The 20,016-nt window shown below is 44.0% G+C and carries 22 protein-coding genes; 18 read left to right on the forward strand and 4 right to left on the reverse strand.

Annotated features, from left to right (window positions below; translation table 11 throughout):
- Positions 1-54: 54 nt before the first annotated feature.
- The 13 genes from REC12_RS24895 to REC12_RS24955 all read left to right on the forward strand — a co-directional run bounded on the left by REC12_RS24895 (position 55) and on the right by REC12_RS24955 (position 12,358).
- Positions 55-693, forward strand: coding sequence for a precorrin-2 dehydrogenase/sirohydrochlorin ferrochelatase family protein (locus tag REC12_RS24895; RefSeq protein ID WP_308898883.1), 639 nt, complete (start codon positions 55-57; stop codon positions 691-693).
- Entirely contained in the window at positions 669-2,009 is a 1,341-nt protein-coding gene (gene hemA / locus REC12_RS24900; RefSeq protein WP_308898885.1) for a glutamyl-tRNA reductase, read from the forward strand. Before REC12_RS24895 ends, hemA begins: the two co-directional genes overlap by 25 nt.
- Positions 2,006-2,917: a hydroxymethylbilane synthase gene (gene hemC / locus REC12_RS24905; RefSeq protein ID WP_308898887.1), complete on the forward strand. Its 912-nt coding sequence runs from the start codon at positions 2,006-2,008 to the stop codon at positions 2,915-2,917. The genes hemA and hemC overlap by 4 nt, the downstream gene beginning before the upstream one ends.
- A 188-nt stretch (positions 2,918-3,105) precedes the next feature.
- A complete protein-coding gene (gene cobA / locus REC12_RS24910; RefSeq protein ID WP_308898889.1) occupies positions 3,106-4,614 on the forward strand; it encodes a uroporphyrinogen-III C-methyltransferase in 1,509 nt (502 codons plus the stop codon).
- A 3-nt stretch (positions 4,615-4,617) separates the two neighbouring features.
- The gene (nirJ1, locus tag REC12_RS24915; RefSeq protein ID WP_308898891.1) at positions 4,618-5,802 is read left to right on the forward strand and encodes a putative heme d1 biosynthesis radical SAM protein NirJ1; all 1,185 of its coding nucleotides are present in this window, start codon (positions 4,618-4,620) and stop codon (positions 5,800-5,802) included.
- A gap of 213 nt (positions 5,803-6,015) precedes the next feature.
- Positions 6,016-6,999 (forward strand): porphobilinogen synthase, encoded by a 984-nt coding sequence (hemB, locus tag REC12_RS24920; RefSeq protein ID WP_308898893.1) that lies wholly within the window; start codon positions 6,016-6,018, stop codon positions 6,997-6,999.
- Complete coding sequence (locus tag REC12_RS24925) at positions 6,996-7,151, forward strand: hypothetical protein (RefSeq protein ID WP_308899181.1); 156 nt, start codon at positions 6,996-6,998, stop codon at positions 7,149-7,151. The genes hemB and REC12_RS24925 overlap by 4 nt, the downstream gene beginning before the upstream one ends.
- A gap of 1 nt (position 7,152) precedes the next feature.
- A complete protein-coding gene (gene ahbB / locus REC12_RS24930) occupies positions 7,153-8,169 on the forward strand; it encodes a siroheme decarboxylase subunit beta (RefSeq protein ID WP_308898896.1) in 1,017 nt (338 codons plus the stop codon).
- Positions 8,170-8,188: 19 nt separating this feature from the next.
- Positions 8,189-9,478 carry a glutamate-1-semialdehyde 2,1-aminomutase gene (hemL, locus tag REC12_RS24935; protein WP_308898899.1) on the forward strand — a complete coding sequence of 430 codons (1,290 nt, stop codon included), beginning with the start codon at positions 8,189-8,191 and terminating at the stop codon, positions 9,476-9,478.
- 51 nt (positions 9,479-9,529) lie between these two features.
- Complete coding sequence (locus REC12_RS24940) at positions 9,530-9,823, forward strand: hypothetical protein (protein WP_308898900.1); 294 nt, start codon at positions 9,530-9,532, stop codon at positions 9,821-9,823.
- Positions 9,824-9,942: 119 nt separating this feature from the next.
- Positions 9,943-10,701, forward strand: a complete 759-nt coding sequence (locus REC12_RS24945) for an SDH family Clp fold serine proteinase (protein ID WP_308898903.1) — start codon at positions 9,943-9,945, stop codon at positions 10,699-10,701.
- A gap of 201 nt (positions 10,702-10,902) precedes the next feature.
- Positions 10,903-11,109 carry a twin-arginine translocase TatA/TatE family subunit gene (tatA, locus tag REC12_RS24950; RefSeq protein WP_308898905.1) on the forward strand — a complete coding sequence of 69 codons (207 nt, stop codon included), beginning with the start codon at positions 10,903-10,905 and terminating at the stop codon, positions 11,107-11,109.
- Between the two features lie 178 nt (positions 11,110-11,287).
- Complete coding sequence (locus REC12_RS24955; protein ID WP_308898907.1) at positions 11,288-12,358, forward strand: tetraprenyl-beta-curcumene synthase family protein; 1,071 nt, start codon at positions 11,288-11,290, stop codon at positions 12,356-12,358.
- Here the strand turns inward: REC12_RS24955 and REC12_RS24960 are convergent.
- A complete protein-coding gene (locus tag REC12_RS24960; RefSeq protein WP_308898911.1) occupies positions 12,355-13,347 on the reverse strand; it encodes a polyprenyl synthetase family protein in 993 nt (330 codons plus the stop codon). The genes REC12_RS24955 and REC12_RS24960 overlap by 4 nt on opposite strands.
- A 192-nt stretch (positions 13,348-13,539) precedes the next feature.
- On the opposite strand from REC12_RS24960, the gene REC12_RS24965 reads away from it, so the two are divergent.
- The 4 genes from REC12_RS24965 (at position 13,540) to REC12_RS24980 (ending at position 16,774) form a co-directional block, all read left to right on the forward strand.
- A complete protein-coding gene (locus REC12_RS24965) occupies positions 13,540-13,758 on the forward strand; it encodes a hypothetical protein (RefSeq protein ID WP_308899175.1) in 219 nt (72 codons plus the stop codon).
- A gap of 424 nt (positions 13,759-14,182) precedes the next feature.
- Entirely contained in the window at positions 14,183-14,746 is a 564-nt protein-coding gene (locus REC12_RS24970) for a flavodoxin family protein (RefSeq protein WP_308898914.1), read from the forward strand.
- Between the two features lie 300 nt (positions 14,747-15,046).
- The gene (locus REC12_RS24975) at positions 15,047-15,685 is read left to right on the forward strand and encodes a carbonic anhydrase (protein ID WP_308898918.1); all 639 of its coding nucleotides are present in this window, start codon (positions 15,047-15,049) and stop codon (positions 15,683-15,685) included.
- Between the two features lie 405 nt (positions 15,686-16,090).
- Complete coding sequence (locus REC12_RS24980; RefSeq protein ID WP_308898920.1) at positions 16,091-16,774, forward strand: PhoH family protein; 684 nt, start codon at positions 16,091-16,093, stop codon at positions 16,772-16,774.
- 56 nt (positions 16,775-16,830) lie between these two features.
- Here the strand turns inward: REC12_RS24980 and REC12_RS24985 are convergent, their stop codons facing one another.
- Positions 16,831-17,586, reverse strand: coding sequence for a C1 family peptidase (locus tag REC12_RS24985; RefSeq protein WP_308898923.1), 756 nt, complete (start codon positions 17,584-17,586; stop codon positions 16,831-16,833).
- Positions 17,587-18,232: 646 nt separating this feature from the next.
- Between REC12_RS24985 and REC12_RS24990 the strand changes: the two genes are divergently transcribed.
- Positions 18,233-18,538: a hypothetical protein gene (locus REC12_RS24990; protein WP_308898926.1), complete on the forward strand. Its 306-nt coding sequence runs from the start codon at positions 18,233-18,235 to the stop codon at positions 18,536-18,538.
- A gap of 205 nt (positions 18,539-18,743) precedes the next feature.
- On the opposite strand, the gene REC12_RS24995 is transcribed toward REC12_RS24990, so the two are convergent.
- A complete protein-coding gene (locus tag REC12_RS24995) occupies positions 18,744-19,061 on the reverse strand; it encodes a hypothetical protein (RefSeq protein WP_308898929.1) in 318 nt (105 codons plus the stop codon).
- Between the two features lie 220 nt (positions 19,062-19,281).
- On the reverse strand, positions 19,282-19,605 hold the full coding sequence (locus REC12_RS25000; RefSeq protein WP_308898932.1) for a FlxA-like family protein: 324 nt from the start codon (positions 19,603-19,605) through the stop codon (positions 19,282-19,284).
- Positions 19,606-20,016 lie beyond the last annotated feature (411 nt).

The following is a 20,016-nucleotide window of genomic DNA, read 5'->3' on the forward strand; positions in this document are numbered from 1 at the left end:
TAAAATAAGACGAATTAAGAGAGTATCAAAAGTAAGAGAAGGAGAATATCTTTCATGCCGCAATATTATCCAATATTTATGGACTTAAAAGCTCAGCCGGTTTTGGTCGTTGGAGGGGGGATTGTGGCCTTGCGCAAAGTTCAAACCCTCTTACAGCATGAAGCTGTCGTTTATATTGTTTCACCCCGTCTTGTTCCGGAACTGCAAGAGCTTGTTGATGGAAAGTCATGTATTTGGCTGGAGAAGGAATATTCTCCGGAGGATTTGCAAGAGGCTGTCCTTGTTTTTTCCTGCACGGAAAAAGAGGACGTTAATGCCCAAGTATCAGCGGACACCAGAGCTCACCACCGTCCGGTGAATGTTGTAGATGATCCGGAGAAATGCAGCTTTATTGTGCCCTCAATGCTGGAACGGGGGGACTTGAAAATTGCAGTGTCTACAGGAGGAAGCAGTCCAATTGTAGCGCGGCAGGTTCGTGCTGAGCTGGAAGATTTGTATGGTTCTGAAATGGCGGAATATCTCCGTTTACTCAAAAAATGGCGAACTTCGGCTAAGACTAAGTTAGAGCCGGAAAAACGGGGCGTTTTCTGGGATCGGGTCACGGATGGAGACGTTAGAGAACTTATAAAGGCAGGCCGTTCAGCCGAAGCGGAAGGAGTGATCGAGGGTTGTTTCCTGTCGCTGTTGGATTAAATTATCGTAGCGCTCCGGTTGAAATTCGCGAAAAGATGAGTTTCCATCCCTCTAAAATGAAAGAGGTTTTAAGAGGGCTTAAAAATTATCACGGTCTTGAAGGGGTAGTCATTCTCAGCACCTGCAATCGCACGGAGGTTTATGCCGCGACAACGGATGTGGAAATAGGCATCTCGGCGATTAAACAGTTCTTAGCCAATTATCAGGGCATTGAAGAAAAGCACCTCAATCAGTATCTTTATGTACACACTTTATATGACGCTGTACGCCATCTGTTTCGCGTTACTTCGGGTTTGGATTCCATGGTGCGGGGAGAGACTCAAATTCTTGGACAAGTCGCCGACGCCTATGAGCGGGCTAACGAGGCGGGGGTTACCAACAAAGCGGTCAATGTGTTTTTCCAGACTGCTTTAGCGGTGGGAAAACGAATTCGCACGGAAACACTCATTGATCAGCATCCCGTTTCCATCAGTTATACAGCGGTTGAGCTTGCCAAACAACATTTCGGAGAACTTGAGGGTAAAGGAATTCTGATCGTCGGAGCCGGAGAGATGAGCACTCTTACCGCTAAAAATCTGGTTGCCGCAGGGGCTTCGACGGTCCTGGTGTCGAATCGGTCTTATGAAAAGGCTGTAACCTTAGCTAATGAATTTTCCGGTCTGGCCATACGTTTTGACGATATGGACAAGTACCTCGTGAAAGTGGATATTGTAATTTCCGCAACTGCTTCCTCTCATTTTGTCCTTTTGCCGGAACGAATGCTGGAGATCATGAATCAACGCCAGGGGCGTCCTTTGCTGCTCATTGACATTGCCGTACCGCGGGATATTCACCCTGACGTCGGAAGTATCCCTTCTATAACATTGTTCGATATTGATGATTTGCGGCAAGTTGTTGACCGTCATCACCAGGAACGGGAAATGGCTGCTGAAAAAGCAGAACAGATTATTGATGAAGAAATGCTCCTTTTCATTAAATGGCACAATTCCTTGTTTGTCGTTCCAACTATTGTCGCTTTGCAGCAAAAGGGGCAGCAGATTAAAGAACTTCAATTGAGCCGGGCTATGGAACGTTTGGGAAGCTTGACACCGAAACAGGAAAAAATAGTGCGCTCCATGGCTAATTCTATTGTTAATCATCTTTTGCATATACCGATCACGAATTTGAAAGAGTACGCCACAACAAATCAAGGGCATCTTTATACAGAAATTTTACAGAACCTTTTTGCTTTAGATGTCGAGGGAGAAAACATGCGTCAAGTTAAATCAGTGAATCATCACAAAGCCGGGCATATGTTTCATGGGAGGGCAGAATGACAAAAATTCGTATTGGAACTCGGGACAGCCAATTAGCGTTGTGGCAAGCCGAGTGGGTTAAACAGCAGTTGACCAATTTATATCCTCAGCAGCAATTTGAACTTATTCCTATGAAAACAAAAGGAGATAAGATTCTCGACGTTCCTTTGGCTAAAATCGGAGATAAAGGATTATTTACGAAAGAACTGGAAAACGGTTTGTTAAATAGGCAGCTTGATATGGCAATCCACAGTCTCAAAGATATGCCGACGCTATTGCCGGGCGGGTTACTCATCGGTGCCTGTTGCGAACGGGAAGAACCAAGGGACGTATTCTTGAGCAAACGGGGGATTCCTCTTGAGGAATTGCCGCCGGGAGCACTTGTTGGTACCAGCAGTCTGCGGCGCAAAGCCCAGCTTAAGCATTACCGTTCTGAGCTTGGCTTCATGGATTTACGGGGAAATCTGCAAACACGCTGGAGAAAGCTGCAGGAATCCGAGATGGCAGGGATTGTTTTGGCTGCCGCCGGTGTAAAACGTTTAGGCTGGGAAGAGAGGATAACTCAGGTATTACCGGAAGATGTCATGCTTTCCGCCGTTGGTCAGGGATCTATTGCTATAGAGATTGCTGAAGATCGCCCGGATATTCAGGAACTGCTGAGGCCCCTTAAGCATGAAATAACGGAAAAAGCGGTGCGGGCGGAGCGTGCCCTGATGCGCGCGCTTGAAGGAGGATGTCAGGTTCCCATAGGCGCTTTGGCCCAGGTGTTGGACGGGCAAATTGTACTTAAAGGAATGGTAGCGAGCCTTGACGGAGTTCGTTTGATTCGCGCTGAGGCCCGGGGGTATGATCCCGAGACCGTAGGAAACGATGTGGCCAAGCAATTGATAAATTTAGGCGCTAATTCAATTTTAGCTGAGATACGTTAACTCCTGATGTCTTGATTGAGGCCTGACTTAAGCGGGTTAAGACAAGAGATCCGTTGCCTCACGATTCAAGGGGCCCCGACTGTTCAGGGCCGGATAGAGTGGAAAAGAGATGTCTTTATTTAAATATATTTTAAGATAGTATATTATATAAATAAGCTCGTGAGATGATTGAATAGGAGTGTTTTAGATTGACTAAAGGATATGTATATTTGGTAGGTGCCGGTCCCGGAGATCCGAAACTGATTACCATTAAAGGGTCAGAATGCATAGCTAAAGCTGATGTTTTGGTCTACGATCGTTTGGCTTCACGGCGCCTTTTAAGATTAGCTCGTCCGGATTGCGAACTTATCTATGTGGGAAAATCTCCGGATCGCCATACGCTAAAACAGGAAGAAATTAACCGGCTTATCGTCGATAAAGCTTTGGAAGGGAAAATAGTGACCCGCTTAAAAGGAGGAGATCCTTTTGTTTTTGGCAGGGGAGGAGAGGAGGCAGAGGCGTTACTCGGTGCAGGGGTTCAGTTTGAAGTTGTACCGGGTATCACCTCTGCTATCGCCGTACCGGCCTATGCCGGTATTCCGGTGACCCACCGGGATTTAACCTCTTCTTTTGCGGTCATTACGGGTCATGAAGACCCTACGAAAAATGCAACCTCTATTCATTGGGAGCACCTTGCCCAGACTCATGGTACGCTCATATTTCTCATGGGCATGGAAAACCTGCCCTTAATCGCCGAGAAGTTAATGGAAAACGGCAAGAAAGCGACGACCCCCGTAGGAATTATTCAATGGGGCACTCGCCCGGAACAGCGCACTCTTGTAGGACAACTTGACACTATATCCTCAGAAGTTATAAAAGAAGGATTCACGAATCCATCGATTATTATTGTCGGCGAAGTCGTCTCTCTGAGGGAAAAACTTCAGTGGTTTGAAAAGAGACCGTTGTTTGGGCAAAAGATTGTCGTGACCCGGGCTCGTCATCAGGCCAGTGAGTTGTCACAGGCTATTGAGGCTTTGGGCGGAGAGGCCTGGGAATTTCCGGCGATTGAAATTGCCCCTCCTTCGGACAAATCGTATCTGGTGAAAGCAATTGACAGCCTGAAAACCTTTGATTGGCTCGTCTTCACGAGTGTTAATGGTGTCGAGGAATTTTTTGTAGAGCTTAAACGTCAGGAGCGGGATGTTCGCGATCTGGCCGGACTGGAAATTGTGGCTATTGGTCCCGCCACCCAAGCAGCCTTGGACAAGAAAGGACTGCGTGTTGCTTTCGTTCCGGAAGAATACCGGGCGGAGAAAATTGTCGAAGGACTTAAAGGCCGTGTTTCAGCTGGCCAAAGAGTACTCTTGGCCCGGGCTGAAGAAGCGCGGGACGTTTTGCCTGAGTCTCTGAAAGCTATGGGCGCGGATGTCTGGGATGTGCCGGTTTACAAAACGGTCCTCGGCGGCGCCAATCGGGAAGAGCTGCAGCGCCTGCTCCGCGAAAAGGAAATTCAGGCGGTCACTTTTACCAGCTCTTCGACGGTGCGCAACTTTGTAAATCTTTTAGATGGCGAGGTAGCTCTTTTGAACGGCGTTTCTCTTTATTCTATCGGACCGATTACGAGTGCCACCGCGCAGGAGCTGGGGCTAAGGATTGACAAAGAAGCTGCTCAGTATACGATTGGAGGACTCGTTCAAGCATTAATGGAGGGAAAATAAAACATGATCAGCGTGACAAAGCTTTTATTTGATACGGAGTATTTCGGCGACTCTCTGCGTTACAGCAAGCACTCTCACGGTGCCCGAAACGGTACGACGGTTGATTCCGGACCGGTCATTGTCTGGAATTCCACCAAAACCTGCAACCTGAAATGTGCACATTGTTATATGGAATCCGATTCCCAGAAATATCAAGGGGAAATGACTACGGAGGAAGCCAAACGGTTTATTGATGATTTAGCGGAGTTTAAATCTCCCGTTCTTCTCTTTTCCGGAGGAGAGCCTTTGATCCGGCCGGATTTTTTTGAGCTGGCAGAGTATGCTATTTCCCGGGGATTGCGAGTCACTTTGTCGACAAACGGCACTCTGATTACGCCGGAAGTGGCCAAGCGCATCAAAGAGATTGGAATTTCCTATGTTGGTATCTCTCTTGACGGACTTAAAGATGTCAACGACAAGTTCCGGGGCAAAGAAGGAGCATTTCAGGCAGCGATGCAAGGAATTCAAAACTGTGTTGCTGTAGAGCAAAGAGTGGGTCTGCGCTTTACGATTAACCATCATAATATTAAAGAATTGGACAAGATCTTTGATTTTATTGAAGAGGAAAATATTGACCGGGTTTGCTTTTACCACTTGGTTTATTCGGGACGCGGAAATCAAATGATTGCCGAAGACGTGACGCCGGAGGAATCTCGTCAAGCCATGGATACTATTATTCGGCGGACTCGGGATTTTGAAGAACGCGGTTTAAAGAAGGAAATCTTAACTGTCGATAATCACTGTGATGGAGTGTATCTGTACCTTCAGGCCTTAAAAGAGGACCCTGTCAGGGCGGCAAGGATTAAAGCCCTGATTGGCTTAAATGGCGGGAACCGGTCGGGAATTGCTTTCGGCGAAGTTGATCCTCTTGGCAATGTGCATCCTGACCAATTTACCCAGCATATTACTTTTGGCAATATCCGCGAGCGTAAAATCGGGGATATTTGGACGGATCTGTCTCATCCTATTTTAGCCGGCTTAAAAGACCGCAAGGCCTTGCTGAAAGGGCGATGTGCCGCCTGCAAGTTCCTGGATATGTGCAACGGGAATTTCCGGACACGTGCTGAAGCCGTTACCGGAGATTTCTGGGAATCGGACCCTGCCTGTTATTTGACGGATGAGGAGATCGGACTCCAATCCCAGAAATAAAAGTATCTCAGGTCCGCTTAGCAATAGTTAGTCTCTTGCTAAGCAATTTCTTTTCACTGTGAGGAAGTAAAAGTGTTTAAAGGCTGCCGGGCGGCTTCACGTGCCAAAGCTAGGAAGAAAATATCCTCAGGGTACCCGGCAAGTTTTGGTATTCTGTGATCAGGATTACGCTATAGAAGGCTATTTTGAGTTATCTTAAGGAGGAGCAGTAGTATGGAACTTAAACGGAGACCGCGGCGTTTGCGGGCTAGTGAGACGATCCGGAGGATGGTTCGGGAAAACCATCTTCGTATCGACGATTTGATTTATCCCATGTTTGTCATGCCGGGGCAGAAACAAAGGGTGGAGGTTTCCTCAATGCCCGGAGTTTATAATTTCTCCCTGGATGAGTTTGTCATTGCCTTGGGTGAAGTGGTAAAGTTAGGGATACCTGCAGTCTTGCTCTTTGGACTTCCGGAAAGTAAAGACAGCGTGGGCTCGGGAGCCTATCATGAACACGGGATTGTACAGGAGGCAGTGCGCCTGGCTAAACAGCATTACCCCGAACTTTATGTAATTACGGATGTCTGTCTCTGCGAGTACACAGACCACGGGCATTGCGGGATAATTGACCAGGGCCGGATTTTGAACGATCCAACCTTGGATCTTTTGGCCAAAACAGCTCTTTCACACGCTCGTGCGGGGGCGGACATGGTGGCTCCCTCCGACATGATGGATGGAAGAGTAGCCGCTATTCGCGAAACCCTTGATCGGGAAGGGTATTCCCATGTTCCGATCATGGCTTATTCGGCCAAATTTGCCTCCGGATTTTACGGACCTTTCCGGGAAGCGGCAGGCTCAGCCCCTCAATTCGGAGACCGCCGTACCTATCAGATGGACCCGCCCAATGGGAATGAAGCGATGTTGGAAACGGCCCTGGATATCGAAGAGGGCGCGGACTTGATTATTGTCAAGCCTGCCTTGGCTTTCGGAGATATTATTTACCGTACCAAAGAACGGTTTGGGCTGCCTGTCGCCGCTTATAACGTCAGTGGGGAGTATGCCATGGTTAAAGCAGCTTCCGCTCAGGGCTGGATCGATGAGAAACGTATTGTGATGGAAGCCTTGGTAAGCATGAAACGCGCCGGTGCGGATTTGCTGATCACTTATCATGCTCTTGATGTAGCACGCTGGTTAAAAGAGGAGGAGCATTTGTGATCGTACCTTGGCATACAACGAATGCCTGTAAGATGTTTTGTGACCATTGTTATAGAGATGGTGGCTGCCGGGCACGGGCGGCTTTCTATAATGAAGGAGATTACATGGCAGAGGAGCCGTGGCGCTTGTATCACGGAAGAAAGGGGGCTTAGTATGGATTCTCTTGATCGCGCTTTGCTTAATGCGATTCAAAATCAATTTCCAATTGCTGTTCATCCTTATGAAATCTTGGGAAAATGTGTGGGAACGGCAGAAGAAGAGGCTTTCTCACGTATTCAGAGACTTCGTCAGGAGGGAATCATCCGCCGTTTGGGCGGGGTCTTTGATTCTTGGCGCTTAGGCTATTTCAGCACCTTGTGCACGGCAAAAGTTCCGGAAGAAAAAATTCCTGTTCTGGCTGAGCTGCTCAATAAAATTCCGGGTGTTACCCATAACTATGTTCGAAATCATGAGTATAATATTTGGTTTACCTTAATTGCCCGCTCGGAAGAGGCTGCCAAAGGTATCATTCAATCCATTCGTACTGCCTTAGAAATACCTGAGGTCTTCAGCTTGCCGGCTACACGTTTATTTAAAATTAAGGTTAACTTTGATTTTACAGATGATGAAGATAGTCAAGAAGAAGGGTTTAATGCTTTCGACAACGAAGGCGAGCAGGGGGCACAGAGGTTTAACGGCCGTCCCTATGATTTGACGAATGAGGACATTGCTCTTATTCAGGTGATCCAAGGAGATTTGCCGGATTCTTCAACACCCTTTACAGTCTGGGCAGAAACCCTTAATTGGCCTGTCGAAAAATTAATCTCATCTGTCCAGCGATTGCTGGAGGCCAAAGTCCTGCGCCGCTTTGGGGCAGTTTTGCGGCACCAAAAAGCAGGTTTTGTGGCCAATTCCATGGGGGTTTGGCAAGTTGAAACGGCGAAGGCTGAAGAGGTCGGGAAGACCATGGCGCAGTTTAAAGAGGTAAGTCATTGCTATCAAAGGTCACCTCTTCCTGACTGGCCTTATAACCTGTACACCATGATCCATGGTAAAACGATTGAGGATTGCGGGGAAGTCATGAAGAGGATTTCTCAAGCGACAGGTATCCCTGAATATTCGATGCTTTTTAGTACTGCGGAGTTAAAAAAGAGCAGTATGCAATATTTCCTTGAAGAAGAATTTCATTGACGAAAAGGGGGTCATTCTTTTGCCCTTTGTGGATAGGAAAAGCAGTCAAGCCTTTGCTCAGGCGAAAAAGGTAATTCCCGGCGGTGTCAATTCCCCGGTGCGGGCGTTTAAATCGGTGGGCCGAGATCCGGTGTTTATTGATCATGCCGAGGGTGCCTATCTTTGGGATATTGATGGCAACCGCTATCTTGACTATGTAGGTTCCTGGGGCCCGCTGATTGTTGGTCATGCTCATCCTGACGTGGTGGCCGCGATTAAAAAAGTGGCTGAGCGGGGAACAAGTTATGGGGCACCGACAGAAATAGAAACCGTTCTTGCCGAGGAGGTTATCAAAGCATACCCCTCAATGGAAATGATCCGTATGGTTAATTCCGGGACGGAAGCGACTATGAGTGCCTTGCGCCTGGCGCGGGGAGTCACCGGCAGAACGAAGATTGTTAAGTTTGAAGGCTGTTATCATGGGCATGCCGATCAGCTTTTAATTAAGGCCGGAAGTGGTGCCTTGACTTTCGGAGTGCCGACATCTCCGGGTGTTCCGGCTCAAACAGCGGCTTCAACGATCTCTGCTCAATATAATGATCTGGAAGGACTAAGGGAGATCTTTCAACGGGAAGGGGAGGAGATTGCAGCTGTCATCCTCGAACCGGTGACGGGCAATATGGGGGTTGTCCTGCCGGAAGAAGGTTTCCTGCAGGGTGTTCGCCGTTTGACAGAAGAATATGGAGCGCTGTTGATTTTTGATGAAGTTATGACCGGATTTCGGATCAGTTACGGTGGAGCTCAGGCCTATTATGGGATTGATCCTGATTTAACCTGTTTGGGCAAGGTTATTGGCGGCGGGCTGCCGGTAGGGGCTTATGGCGGGAAGAGGCGTTTTATGGAGCAAATATCGCCCAGCGGTCCGATCTATCAGGCCGGGACCCTGTCCGGCAATCCTTTGGCTATGAATGCCGGCTTAATTACCTTGAAGTTATTACAGCGGCCCGGTGTTTATGAGGAGCTGAACCGCAAGACGGCTCGTTTAGCTCAAGGTTTAAGGCTTATTGTTCAGGAAGCAGGCTTTCCTGTTTGGGTGAATGCGCTTGGTGCCATGTTTTCCGTCTTTTTCACGGAAGTACCTGTCAAAGATTATGCCAGCGCCTGCACTTCCAATGTCGAACGCTTTGCCAAGTATTTCAAAGGTATGCTGGAACATGGGATTTATTTGGCGCCGAGCCAATATGAGGCTGTTTTCTTATCGGCAGCTCATACGGACTCGGACATTGATAATACACTTGAACAAGCCCGTCTCGTTATGAAAACTCTCTGAATGTATGATTAGAGCGAAAGAAGTGCATGCTGACAGAGGGAGCGTAATTCAATGAATAGAAAACGCGTTTTCAGAACGATTATTTCGGTTGCTTTATTGGGTGCTTTGGTTGCGGTGATAATAGTTTCTCAGAATCACGATCCATCGAATCCGCATTCCACAATTCCCAAAGATACATGGATTAATGGGCCTCACGGACATGGCTATGCGGTGATGAACAATCAACAGCCCTGGAAGCAATGTTATCCCTGCCATGAAAAAAAGGGGCTTGGCGGAGAGGAATTTTGCCAAAGTTGTCACACAAAATCGAACGTCAAGGTTACTCTGCCTAAGAAACCTTCCTAGTACCGATTCAAGCAGATAAAGTATTGAAAAGTATAAAACTCCTTGCTATCTCGGACATACACCGGCACATACCTGTTGGAATAATATGGAATGTGAGGATGGCTGGGAGGGGACTTGGTTTGAACGTAGAAGATCGCGTATACTTGCTTGAACGGTTAGAACAATTGCGGAAATCTAAGGTCTTAGTCTATTTTTCTTATTCCACCCTTGATGATTCCATCTTAGTTCCTTTATACAGACAACTTAAAGAGATCGGTCCTACTCCGAAAATTGACTTAATTTTGCACAGTTATGGAGGGACCGTCGACACTCCTTATAAAGTAGTCATGTTAATTCGGGAATTTTGCCAGGAGTTTTCGATTATTGTTCCCTATGTGGCGAAATCTGCGGCTTCGATGATGGTGCTTGGGGCTGATGAGGTGGTTATGGGGCCGCTTTCCGAATTGGGACCTATTGATCCTTTAGTCAAACACCCTGTGTATAAAGATATTCTCGTACCGGTTCAAGCTGTTTGGCACTGTTTTGATTATTTGCAACGATCCATTACCACGAGTAGTGATCCGGAAATTGCTTCTTTTATGGCTACTCCTATGTTAAATAAACTTGATCCCTGGCTTATTGGTGATTATGAAAAAACCATTAAAGCTTCGCGTCAATATGCGGAAATATTGATGACTAACTACATGTTTAAGAATTCACCGGAGCGTGTTGAAACCGTAGTTCGGGCTTTAACAGAGGGCTATTATTCTCATGGATATCCTATTGGACACCGGGAGGCCAAGGAGCTTGGCTTGAATGTCCTGAGCGCTCAAGGTGAATTATTGGACGTTATTTGGAATTTGTATCAGATTTATGCAGAGTTATTTAAAGAAAAATAAACTTAAACAGGCAAGTTTTGCTGCGAACTTTGGAACGTTGTGGAAAAAGACTTGCTGTAAGCAGTCTTTTTCCAACTTTCCATAAAAAACATATTGCGTCTTGTCCCACAATACGATAGGATTAGGTATGCTGGATTTTAATTTTTAAGTGGTTGCAGTTGTTGCTGTGTTAACAGTTAAAGATTTATGGAGGTGGATTAAATGCTGGCAACGTTTGGATTAGTGTCTCCGTTGGAGGCAGGTATTTTTCTCGTTATAGCACTCGTTATTTTTGGTCCTGGAAAATTACCGGACGTAGGGAAAGCTTTAGGCAAAGGGATCAAAGAGTTTAAAAGCGCAAGCCAAGGCGATGACATAGTTCAAAACCCTACGGAAAATAAATCGGCTAAATTAGACAAAGTTGAATAATAAAAATGTGAAGACGAGGCGAACTGAGCCTCGTCTTTTTGCTGCTGTCAGGGAATATTTAATCCTTATGCTTTCTCCCGGCAGAAATGAAAATTCCCGGAAAAGGTTGAAGAGAAGGAATTTTTGGCAAGACTATGGAGGCAGGGTCCAATTTTTCAGTAAAGCAAGGAGAGCAGACGTGGAGGTAACGAACGTTAGATCTATAAACCGGGCGACATTAATTTATAATTTTGTTGCCAAAATTTTTCCTCTGGTTAAACAAGAACTGACAATTTGGAGACAAAGGGCTGAACAGATACCGGATTCTCGTCTGAGCAGGCAAGCTCAGGAAAGTATCCGTCTAAAAGCGTTTCACTGTCAAGGAGGCAGTGTTTACGCCCTATATCCAGGTGTGAAGCGAGAAGAAACCGTTCGTTTTATAGTAGCCTATCAGACTATGAGCGATTATCTTGATAACTTAGTCGATAGCTTGGAAGTCGAGGATGAGCTGGCATTTGCTCAATTGCATTTGGCTATGGAGGAAGCCTTACTCCCTCAGGCAGCTCTTTCTGATTACTATAAATATTATCCTTATCGTGACGATGGGGGGTACCTTGAACAATTAGTCAGAACCTGCCAAGCAGGTCTTGACAGTCTCCCCTCGTACAGCATCGTTCAGGAAGATGCTCTGGAATTGGCAAAGCTCTATTCCCATTTGCAAACCTATAAACATTTAGCTGTTGAGCAGCGGGAATCAATGATGTTGAATTGGATTGAACCTTACCTAAAAGAATACCCGGCAATAACTGCTTGGGAATTTGCGGCTGCGACAGGATCGACTCTGGGGATTTTTTGCTTCTATGCGCTTTCCTATGATTTGCGCTTAAAAAGGGAAGAGGTTAAAAAAATTCGTCAGGCTTACTTTCCTTGGATTTGCGGGCTGCATATTTTGCTGGATTATTTTATTGATCTGAGAGAAGATCGGGAAACGGGACAACTGAATTTTGTAGCTTATTATTCTGATTCCCGGCGGGTAGCTGCGCGTTTAAAGCTTTTCGTCGCTAATTCCTTTAAACTGTCGCTCTCGCTCAGGTATCCGAAATTTGAACGGGCGGTTATTCAGGGACTTTTGGCTATGTATCTGTCTGACGAAAAAAGTCAGGACCGAGATATCCGGCTGATTACCAAGCAACTGCTTGGCAAAAGTGGAACGGGAGTAAGGATTCTCTATTGGTTATGCCGTCAGCTGAGAAAACGCCAACTTCTTTAAAAAGTACGTTGCATTATGGAATCCGAGAGGGTAATAAGGGCTGTCCGATAAGGGCTTGCCGGGATTTTGCTCAAGCTGGCCTTCGCTTTGTTAACACATTGCGTAGCGGTTAAATAGGCGTGCTCAAGGCAGCCGGCATTGAGCAAAGCCTCAGTGATGCTGAAAAGTCCTTGATCGGTAATTTGGCGTGTTCTCAGAATCTCCCTGAGCCAATTTCCATAGATGGGGTTATCCAAAAGATAAAGAATGGGCAGAGTCATATTTCCGTTCAAAAGATCTGCGCCAACAGGTTTGCCTAATGACATTGAGTCTCCCCTGAAATCCAAAATGTCATCGGTAATTTGATAAGCATAACCGATATTTAAACCAAATTCTCTAAAACAGAGAATTTCCTCAGCACCGGCATTAGCCAATTGAGCCCCCGATTGACAGCAAGCGGCTAAAAGGATGCCCGTTTTTTGGGCAATTCTTTTAAAATAATGATCTGTTCCGATTGTGACGGAAAATTGTTCTTCTGCTTGATTTACTTCTCCGTTGCACATCGCCTGAATTGCTTCAACAAAAAATTTCATGCTTGACAATAATTGTTCTGATGAGAGGATGTTGAAAGCTTCCGCAAAGAGATAATCTCCTGTAAGAACGGCAGCGTAGTCTCCGTAAAGGGAATTTGTTGTCGGTTTACCACGCCGCATTTCAGATTTATCAATCACATCATCGTGAATTAGGGAGGCCATGTGGATCAATTCTGCAGCGACAGAAGCTTTAAGCATTAAAGGATTTAAAGGGGCAAAGCACATCCCGCTGTAGAGCGTCAGGAGTGGTCGAACTCTTTTACCGCCTGATTGTAATAAATTCAAACAGGTTTGTTGAATTAGACCATCAGCTTTAGAGAGTATATTTTGGAGCTGGTCTTCAACAAAGATCAGTTCTGGGAATTGAAAAGTATTAGTTGCTGTATCTGTGGATTTATAAAGTTGTTGAATACTCATAGTATCAGCCCTCTGCCCTCTCTTAAAATTACGAATCGCTTTTATATTATGTCTGAAAGGACCTCATAGGATACCTAAATGCCTAAGTTTTCCAAGGCACTTCAAAAAAAGGGAGTAATTATTGAACAACGGGGAAATCTAAACTGATCGAAGTTGTTTAGTAGGAAGAATACTCTTAGAGGAGGTATCATGATGGTAAATGAAAATGACAAAGAACACGCTTCTCAATTGAAGCGACAACCATGGGAGCCTGCTGGGGTCGTGAGCGTAAAGAATGATGACGAGACTCCGAAATATGGGACTAATGGACGTAAAAATGCTAAAGGAGGTCAGCTTACCTTAGAGGTTGATGAGGTATTTCATAATCAAGGAATCATGGAAGGCAGTCAATTGAAGGGTGGGCAGGACTAGCCTCTTTTTATGGACAGGTTCGCTTCACTATTCGGAACACGAGCCTGTCTTCAGCAATCTTTTGAGGGGTAGACTACGATTTAAAGGCATCAAAGTTGACGGGGGAAGGACAATGAAAAAGAATAGTATCTGGAATGAACTTATTAAACCAACTATCCTTGCCTATTTGTTGGCTTGTGCCATCCCCGCGGTAATTGCCGGTGTTTATTATGTGTACTATATGTATTTTTAAAGAGTTTGCCCCCATTAAGGGGAAACTAACCAGGGGAGGTTATCAGAGATAACGTTAAAGTCCCAGACAAACTCTTAGCTGATTTAGACAAGTGCTTTTTATAGAAATGTTAAAAAATACACTTCCAAGGGTATTATTTTCTTGATACAATGAATTAGCACTTTTATATTGAAAGGTTAAGGGATGAGTACAATGAATGTTATGATTTTTACGAGTAGCCCAAATTTAGATGGCCTGACGGCAGCCTGCGGGAATGCGGCTAAAGCAGGGGCAATCGAAGCAGGCGCTAATGTAGTACAGGTTAATTTGAATCAACAAAAGATTGGCCGCTGTCAAGCCTGCGGCAATGGTTGGGGCCCATGTCGCAATGAACATGAATGTCAGGTACAGGATGAATTTCAAGCGCTTCATATCTCTTTAGCTAATATTGACGCCTTCGTTTTTGTTACTCCTGTTTATTTTGGGGAAATGAGCGAATCTGCGAAAGCCTTTACTGATCGCTTACGTCGCTGTGAAGCTTTTAAACATGATAAATCTTTCTTTGAAGGCAAGCCGGTCCTGCAGGTGGCCGCTGCCGGGGGAAGCGGAAATGGCCTTACTTCATGCCTCACTTCCCTGGAGAGACTCTTTCTCACTCTTAAGGCCGATAAGTTTGACTTAATTGGAGTCACGCAAAGAAACAGAGGGTATAAGCTGGAAACCATTAAAGCTGCGGCGAAGGAAATGGTATCTGCTTACCTGAGTAAATTAAAATAATCTGTCTTGGCTTGAAATCGTCAACCAACGGCAAAGGTCGCTGGTTGACGATTATTTCTTTAAACTACTGATTCAAAAAATTGATCAAGAGTAGTTGGCTTTTATGTCCTAAGTTTTTAAAACTAAGACTTGTTCGGTGTTTTTATCTTAATAGCGTTGTGTTTATGGATTAGATATAATAATTTGTGATCGTTACCATATGGTGATGTAATATCTGTATTGACTAATGCCAACCTGAATGCTAATCTTCAGTTGTGAGTAGACTCCGTCATTGCACTTGGAAACTAGGGAGGTGCCGGTATGGACAATTTGATAGCAGGTTTAATAAAATTTCGAACGCAAGATTACGAGGAACATAAAAATTTATTTTGCCGTTTAAAACGAGGGCAAGAACCTCATACATTATTTATTGGCTGTTCTGATTCTCGTGTGGTACCGGAATTGATTACAAAATCGTTGCCGGGAGATTTGTTTGTTGTAAGAAATATCGCCAATATTGTTCCACAATATCAGGAATTTCACGAACAAGAGGCTCCAACAGCGGCTACGACAGCCTGTATTGAATATGCGGTCAATGTCTTAAAAGTCAAAAGTATTGTTGTTTGCGGGCATTCCAATTGTGGGGGATGTGCCTCGATTTATTTGCCTGATGAAGTCCTGGATAAAATACCCGCCACAAAAAAATGGCTGGAGCTCACTCATGATGTTAAGCAAAGAGTTATAGAAGAACTGGGTGATTCGGATGAACCGCTGAAAAAGGAATGGTTAACTGAACAGGTTAATATTGTTGAGCAGATTAAACACTTATTGACTTATCCTTTTATTGTTGAAAAGTTCAACAAACGGGAAATTGATATTATCGGTATGTATTACACTATTGAAACTGGGGAGGTTTTCATTTATAATGCCTTAAAAGGTGCTTTTGAATTGGCGAATTAATACCTAAATTTAGAGCTGATTTTACCGTATAGAATTTAGGTTGTAGCAAGCCAGAGAAATGGCTTTGTTGCAGCCTATTTTTGTATTATTAGAAAGTATAAACTTGTGTCATATTTTCTTAAAAGCGCTATCCTTTGGCAAAAGGTTAAGCGCTTTTATTTGTATTCATTTGGGGATAATTCTTTAAAGAGAGTCAGGCTTAACATTCATTCTTGAACGTAAGGAATAAAAGATAATGAGTTGACAGAATCTAACTGCACCTGATGGAGCAGGATAATTTTGAAACTTTGTGGAAATTAAGCTTAGAAAATAGTTTTAATGCTCATAAGAACATTCCGTTGGTTTAAATGAAGCAGCGTTATGATATCGAAGTAGAAATATTAGAGCAAGGATTAGGTGAGATGTATGCCGCTACCAGAGAATAATTTATTGTTTGGTCTGGCCCCGAGGCTGACGACTGAACAACGAGAGTATGTTGATGCCATTTTTGATTATCAATTAGTGATGGTCAATGCTAAGGCCGGAACCGGGAAAACGACACTGGCCGTTGCTTGTGCTAAAATTTTAAAAAAGCCCCTTATTTATATTTTTAATCCGGTTCAGGAATCGATGATGGGTTTTAGGCCGGGTACACAGTCGGAAAAAGAGAGTATTTATCACCAGCCGCTTATTGATGCCCTTCTGGAAATTAATGAAAACCCTGTTCAGTGTATCTATAACGAAGAGGTTTTGGCTAATGAAGCGATTCGCAGAAAAGTCAGCGTAAAACGCGTTATGGACAGTATTTGGTGTTACCCCAAAACCCCTTTGTTTTTACGTGGTACTAATTTAAAAGATATGACGATAATTATTGATGAGTGCCAGAATTTTACGGCTATGGAGTTGCGGAAGATATTTACGCGCGTTCATGACTCTTGCAAAGTCATTTGTATCGGTCATTCCGGTCAAGTTGATATTCCAAGCTCGAAAAGCGGCTTTGTACCTTATATGGAGCATTTTAAAGGTCAGCCGTATTGTAAAATAGTAACTTTATCGAAAAATTTCCGCGGAGAACTTGCCAACTGGGCAGATACGTTCCGAGCAGTTTAGTAAAAGATCCCCTCAGCTAAATAAGGGGATCGTAGCTATCGAATGTGAGTTTCATGTTATCTTCCGGTCCACATATCAAGAACGTTGTCGTCGAAATAATGGTAAGGGAGATAGAAGTAGCCATGATCTCCCCAGTTTTCACCCCATGAATTACGGCAAATTACGACGCCTTCGTCTTTAATCTGGGCATCATCTTTGTATCCGACAGCCAAAACCGCGTGCCCGCCAAGGTATTGCTCTCCTTGTTTCGGAAGGGGTATGATACCAGTTTGAGCGACCTGATCGGACTCGAAGTTTTCATAGATCTTGATGCCAATCACAACGGGATATCCTTCGGCCAAGGCCGTTTTAAGAGCAATTAAGCTGGAGACCCTATGATATTCTTTGATTTTATACCGGGCTGCATCAGCGAAAGATTCCGTTGGTGGAGTTTGGCTGAATTTAGAGATGTCGTAGGGCCAATCAATTTCGGGGGGACAGCCGTACTTGTGCAGTATTTTCATGCCATCACGGATACTTGCCCCAGCGTCATCATCGACAGTTCCCTCCAATTTGCGCTCCTCCCAGTAGAGCCATAATCGACTTAAGGCTGTTAATTTTCCTGCTTGAATTTCTAAATATTCTCGGAAACCTGAGGCAATAGCATTGGCGGTACAACTGCCTAATTCTCCCTGGTCGACAACGGGAGAGCAGCCGTTCCGCAAGTCCACGACTTTAGGGAGGACGATTTTCAGCTTATTAAGAATGGCATGAAAACTTTTGTCCCGTTCGTCAACTTTATCTTGTTTAAGCAGATAAACTCTTTGTCCCATATCTTTTCCTCGCTACTTTATTATTGAAGCCGTATTCTTTCAGGACTTCTTAAGTATAGTACTCATGATCGTCCACAAATGTGACCAAGCCGCGAATGAATGGTCTGGGAGGACTTTATCCGCTGATTAAGCCGCTCTAAGACTCCCGCTTCGACAAGCGGTGAGTTAAGAGCGGCTAAGTCTCTGGCTAAGTGCGGCTAAGATTCAGATGGAGTTAAGAGTTAAAACTCCATCTGAATTAAGTCTTCTTTATCCGCCGTTATTTGATTATAAAATTTTTTAATTCTTAACAGTTTCTTAATATAAAGATCACGGAAGGGTAACAATTATATTTTATGATATCTACAACAGAAAACACCTCGCTGCTTAGCGGTTAACATAAAGGGTTTTTTCATTTTTCTTTCCTCCTCCTTATTTCTCCCTCTCAAAGAGGGCTTTTTTTTTTGCAATAGAAAGATACATTTAATTTATTAAGGAGTACAATTTCGTTAATACTTTAGCGTGAAGGCGTTTGATTTATTAATGCAGGTCTAAAAAGATTAGCTCAGCAAGCCAATTTCTTGGCTTATGTTATTTATTTGGTGTATGATAATCTAATGGAAAGAATGCAATTAAAGATTGGAAGCACTGCAAAGGGGGAATTTGATTGTTAACCTTGTCCTCTAAAATCGAATTTGTGAAATTTCTCAAGGAGAAGTTTCTAGGTAAGCACTTGAAATGTATCGAGGTTTTGTGCGTAATAGAATGCACCTTGGATTTCGGAGTAGTGGCAGATATTGATGTTTCTGATGATAAAGTTTCCGTATGGGGGAATGACTCCTCGGTTTTCTGGATTCGTTTGGATGATATTATCAATGTGGATTATGCTCCTAAACTGGAAGACGTTTGTTTAGAGATTGAAGCGAAGAATGAAGTAAAGGTATTATTTTATTCGCTGACTAACCCGCTTTAAGACTCCCGCTTCGGCAAGCGGTGAGTTAAGAGCAGCTAAGTCCCTGGATAAGTGCGACTAAGATTCAGATGGAGTTAAAACTCCACCTGAATCAAGTCTTCTTTATCTGGATTAGTGTTTGCTGATTAATCTGAGTCTTTATCCTTAACCCTGAAAAAGAGCAAAAGAAAAAACCATCTGCAGAAGGTTTTAACTAAAGAACAGTTTATTCGACATAGTCTTCCATCAATTTTGTCATACATTCTTCGCAATTTGTTATCTCTTGTGAGTTTGGCAATTTGCCTCTGACAGCACAGTCCGGGTGATACTGCTCGCATAATCCGCCGCTTATTTTACCTTTTAAGGAATGCATCAAGGTAATTCCCCGGTAGAGTACTTCGCAGCCAGCTATATCCTTTGTATCGGATGACCAATCGTCAAAATCGGCCAGTGCCTCTACTGCGGAATTATACTCATAATACTCTGGATTTCTCGCACCGATAGCTCTCAATACTACCCAAATTTTATTAGGATTGTCGTTCATCTCTTGCCCTCCTAAAGTAATGAATTCCCCTTGTTGCTGGAGTTGGCTCCATCGCATATTTTACCTTATATTGTTCACTCAGTCTATCCGTAAGGTGGCAGCATGCAAGGAATAAAAATGAGCTGTCTCACTAGAATGTTTTACACAATCTAATAAGACAGCTCATTTAAGGAAAACACGTTTCCGGTTCTTTATAAGGCCAGAATTGGAACCGTAATTTTTACACTTCAATATCAATTGTGTCGTTGAGAGAAGTATTATTGACTTGCGTTTTGTCAGCCTGCTTGTTTTTGTCAGTTGAATTTGACGAGTTTTGGCTTTGATTTTTGGTTTGAATTTGTTGTAATTGAGCTTGGAGCAATTCGATTTGGGTTTGAATTTGCTGGGTTTTAGTTTCTTTGGTTTTAGCGTCATCCTTACTTTGACTCTCAGCGGTTAATTGTTGCTCCAGCTGCTGTATTTGATTTTGAATCTGCTTAACTTGACTATTATTGTTAGATAAAGAATAACTGCTTGCTCCTGATGAAATCGTTGAAACATTCATAGTTCAATGTACCCCTTTCATTTTCTAAATTAAAATTTCTCGAATTTTAAACAAAGAAGATTCTCAAATCCGTTTGAGCATGAGTATGAATATATGTAATTACTGGAAATCAGAATCGCTTCAGAAATAGGATACTACAGTAACTTGAATGTTAGCTGAAATATACCTGAACGTTAGCTGAAAATTAGCTGAAAGTTAGAAATAAATTCTACCGCCTCCGGGTCGTTGGGGTCAAGGTTAAAGGGTGTTCCCCTGCGGCCATGGGAAAGCAGGGGAGTTTATGGGTTGGGAAGGCTGCAGGAGATAAGATTTTCATAGAATAAAACTATGAAAAACATAGAAACATTCTATCGACAAAAAAATAAAACGATGATAGGCTAATAAATGTGAGGTACATCTCTTTCATCTTCC

It is taken from the genome of Candidatus Desulfosporosinus nitrosoreducens, from assembly GCF_030954495.1.
Taxonomy (GTDB): Bacteria; Bacillota; Desulfitobacteriia; order Desulfitobacteriales; family Desulfitobacteriaceae; genus Desulfosporosinus; species Desulfosporosinus nitrosoreducens.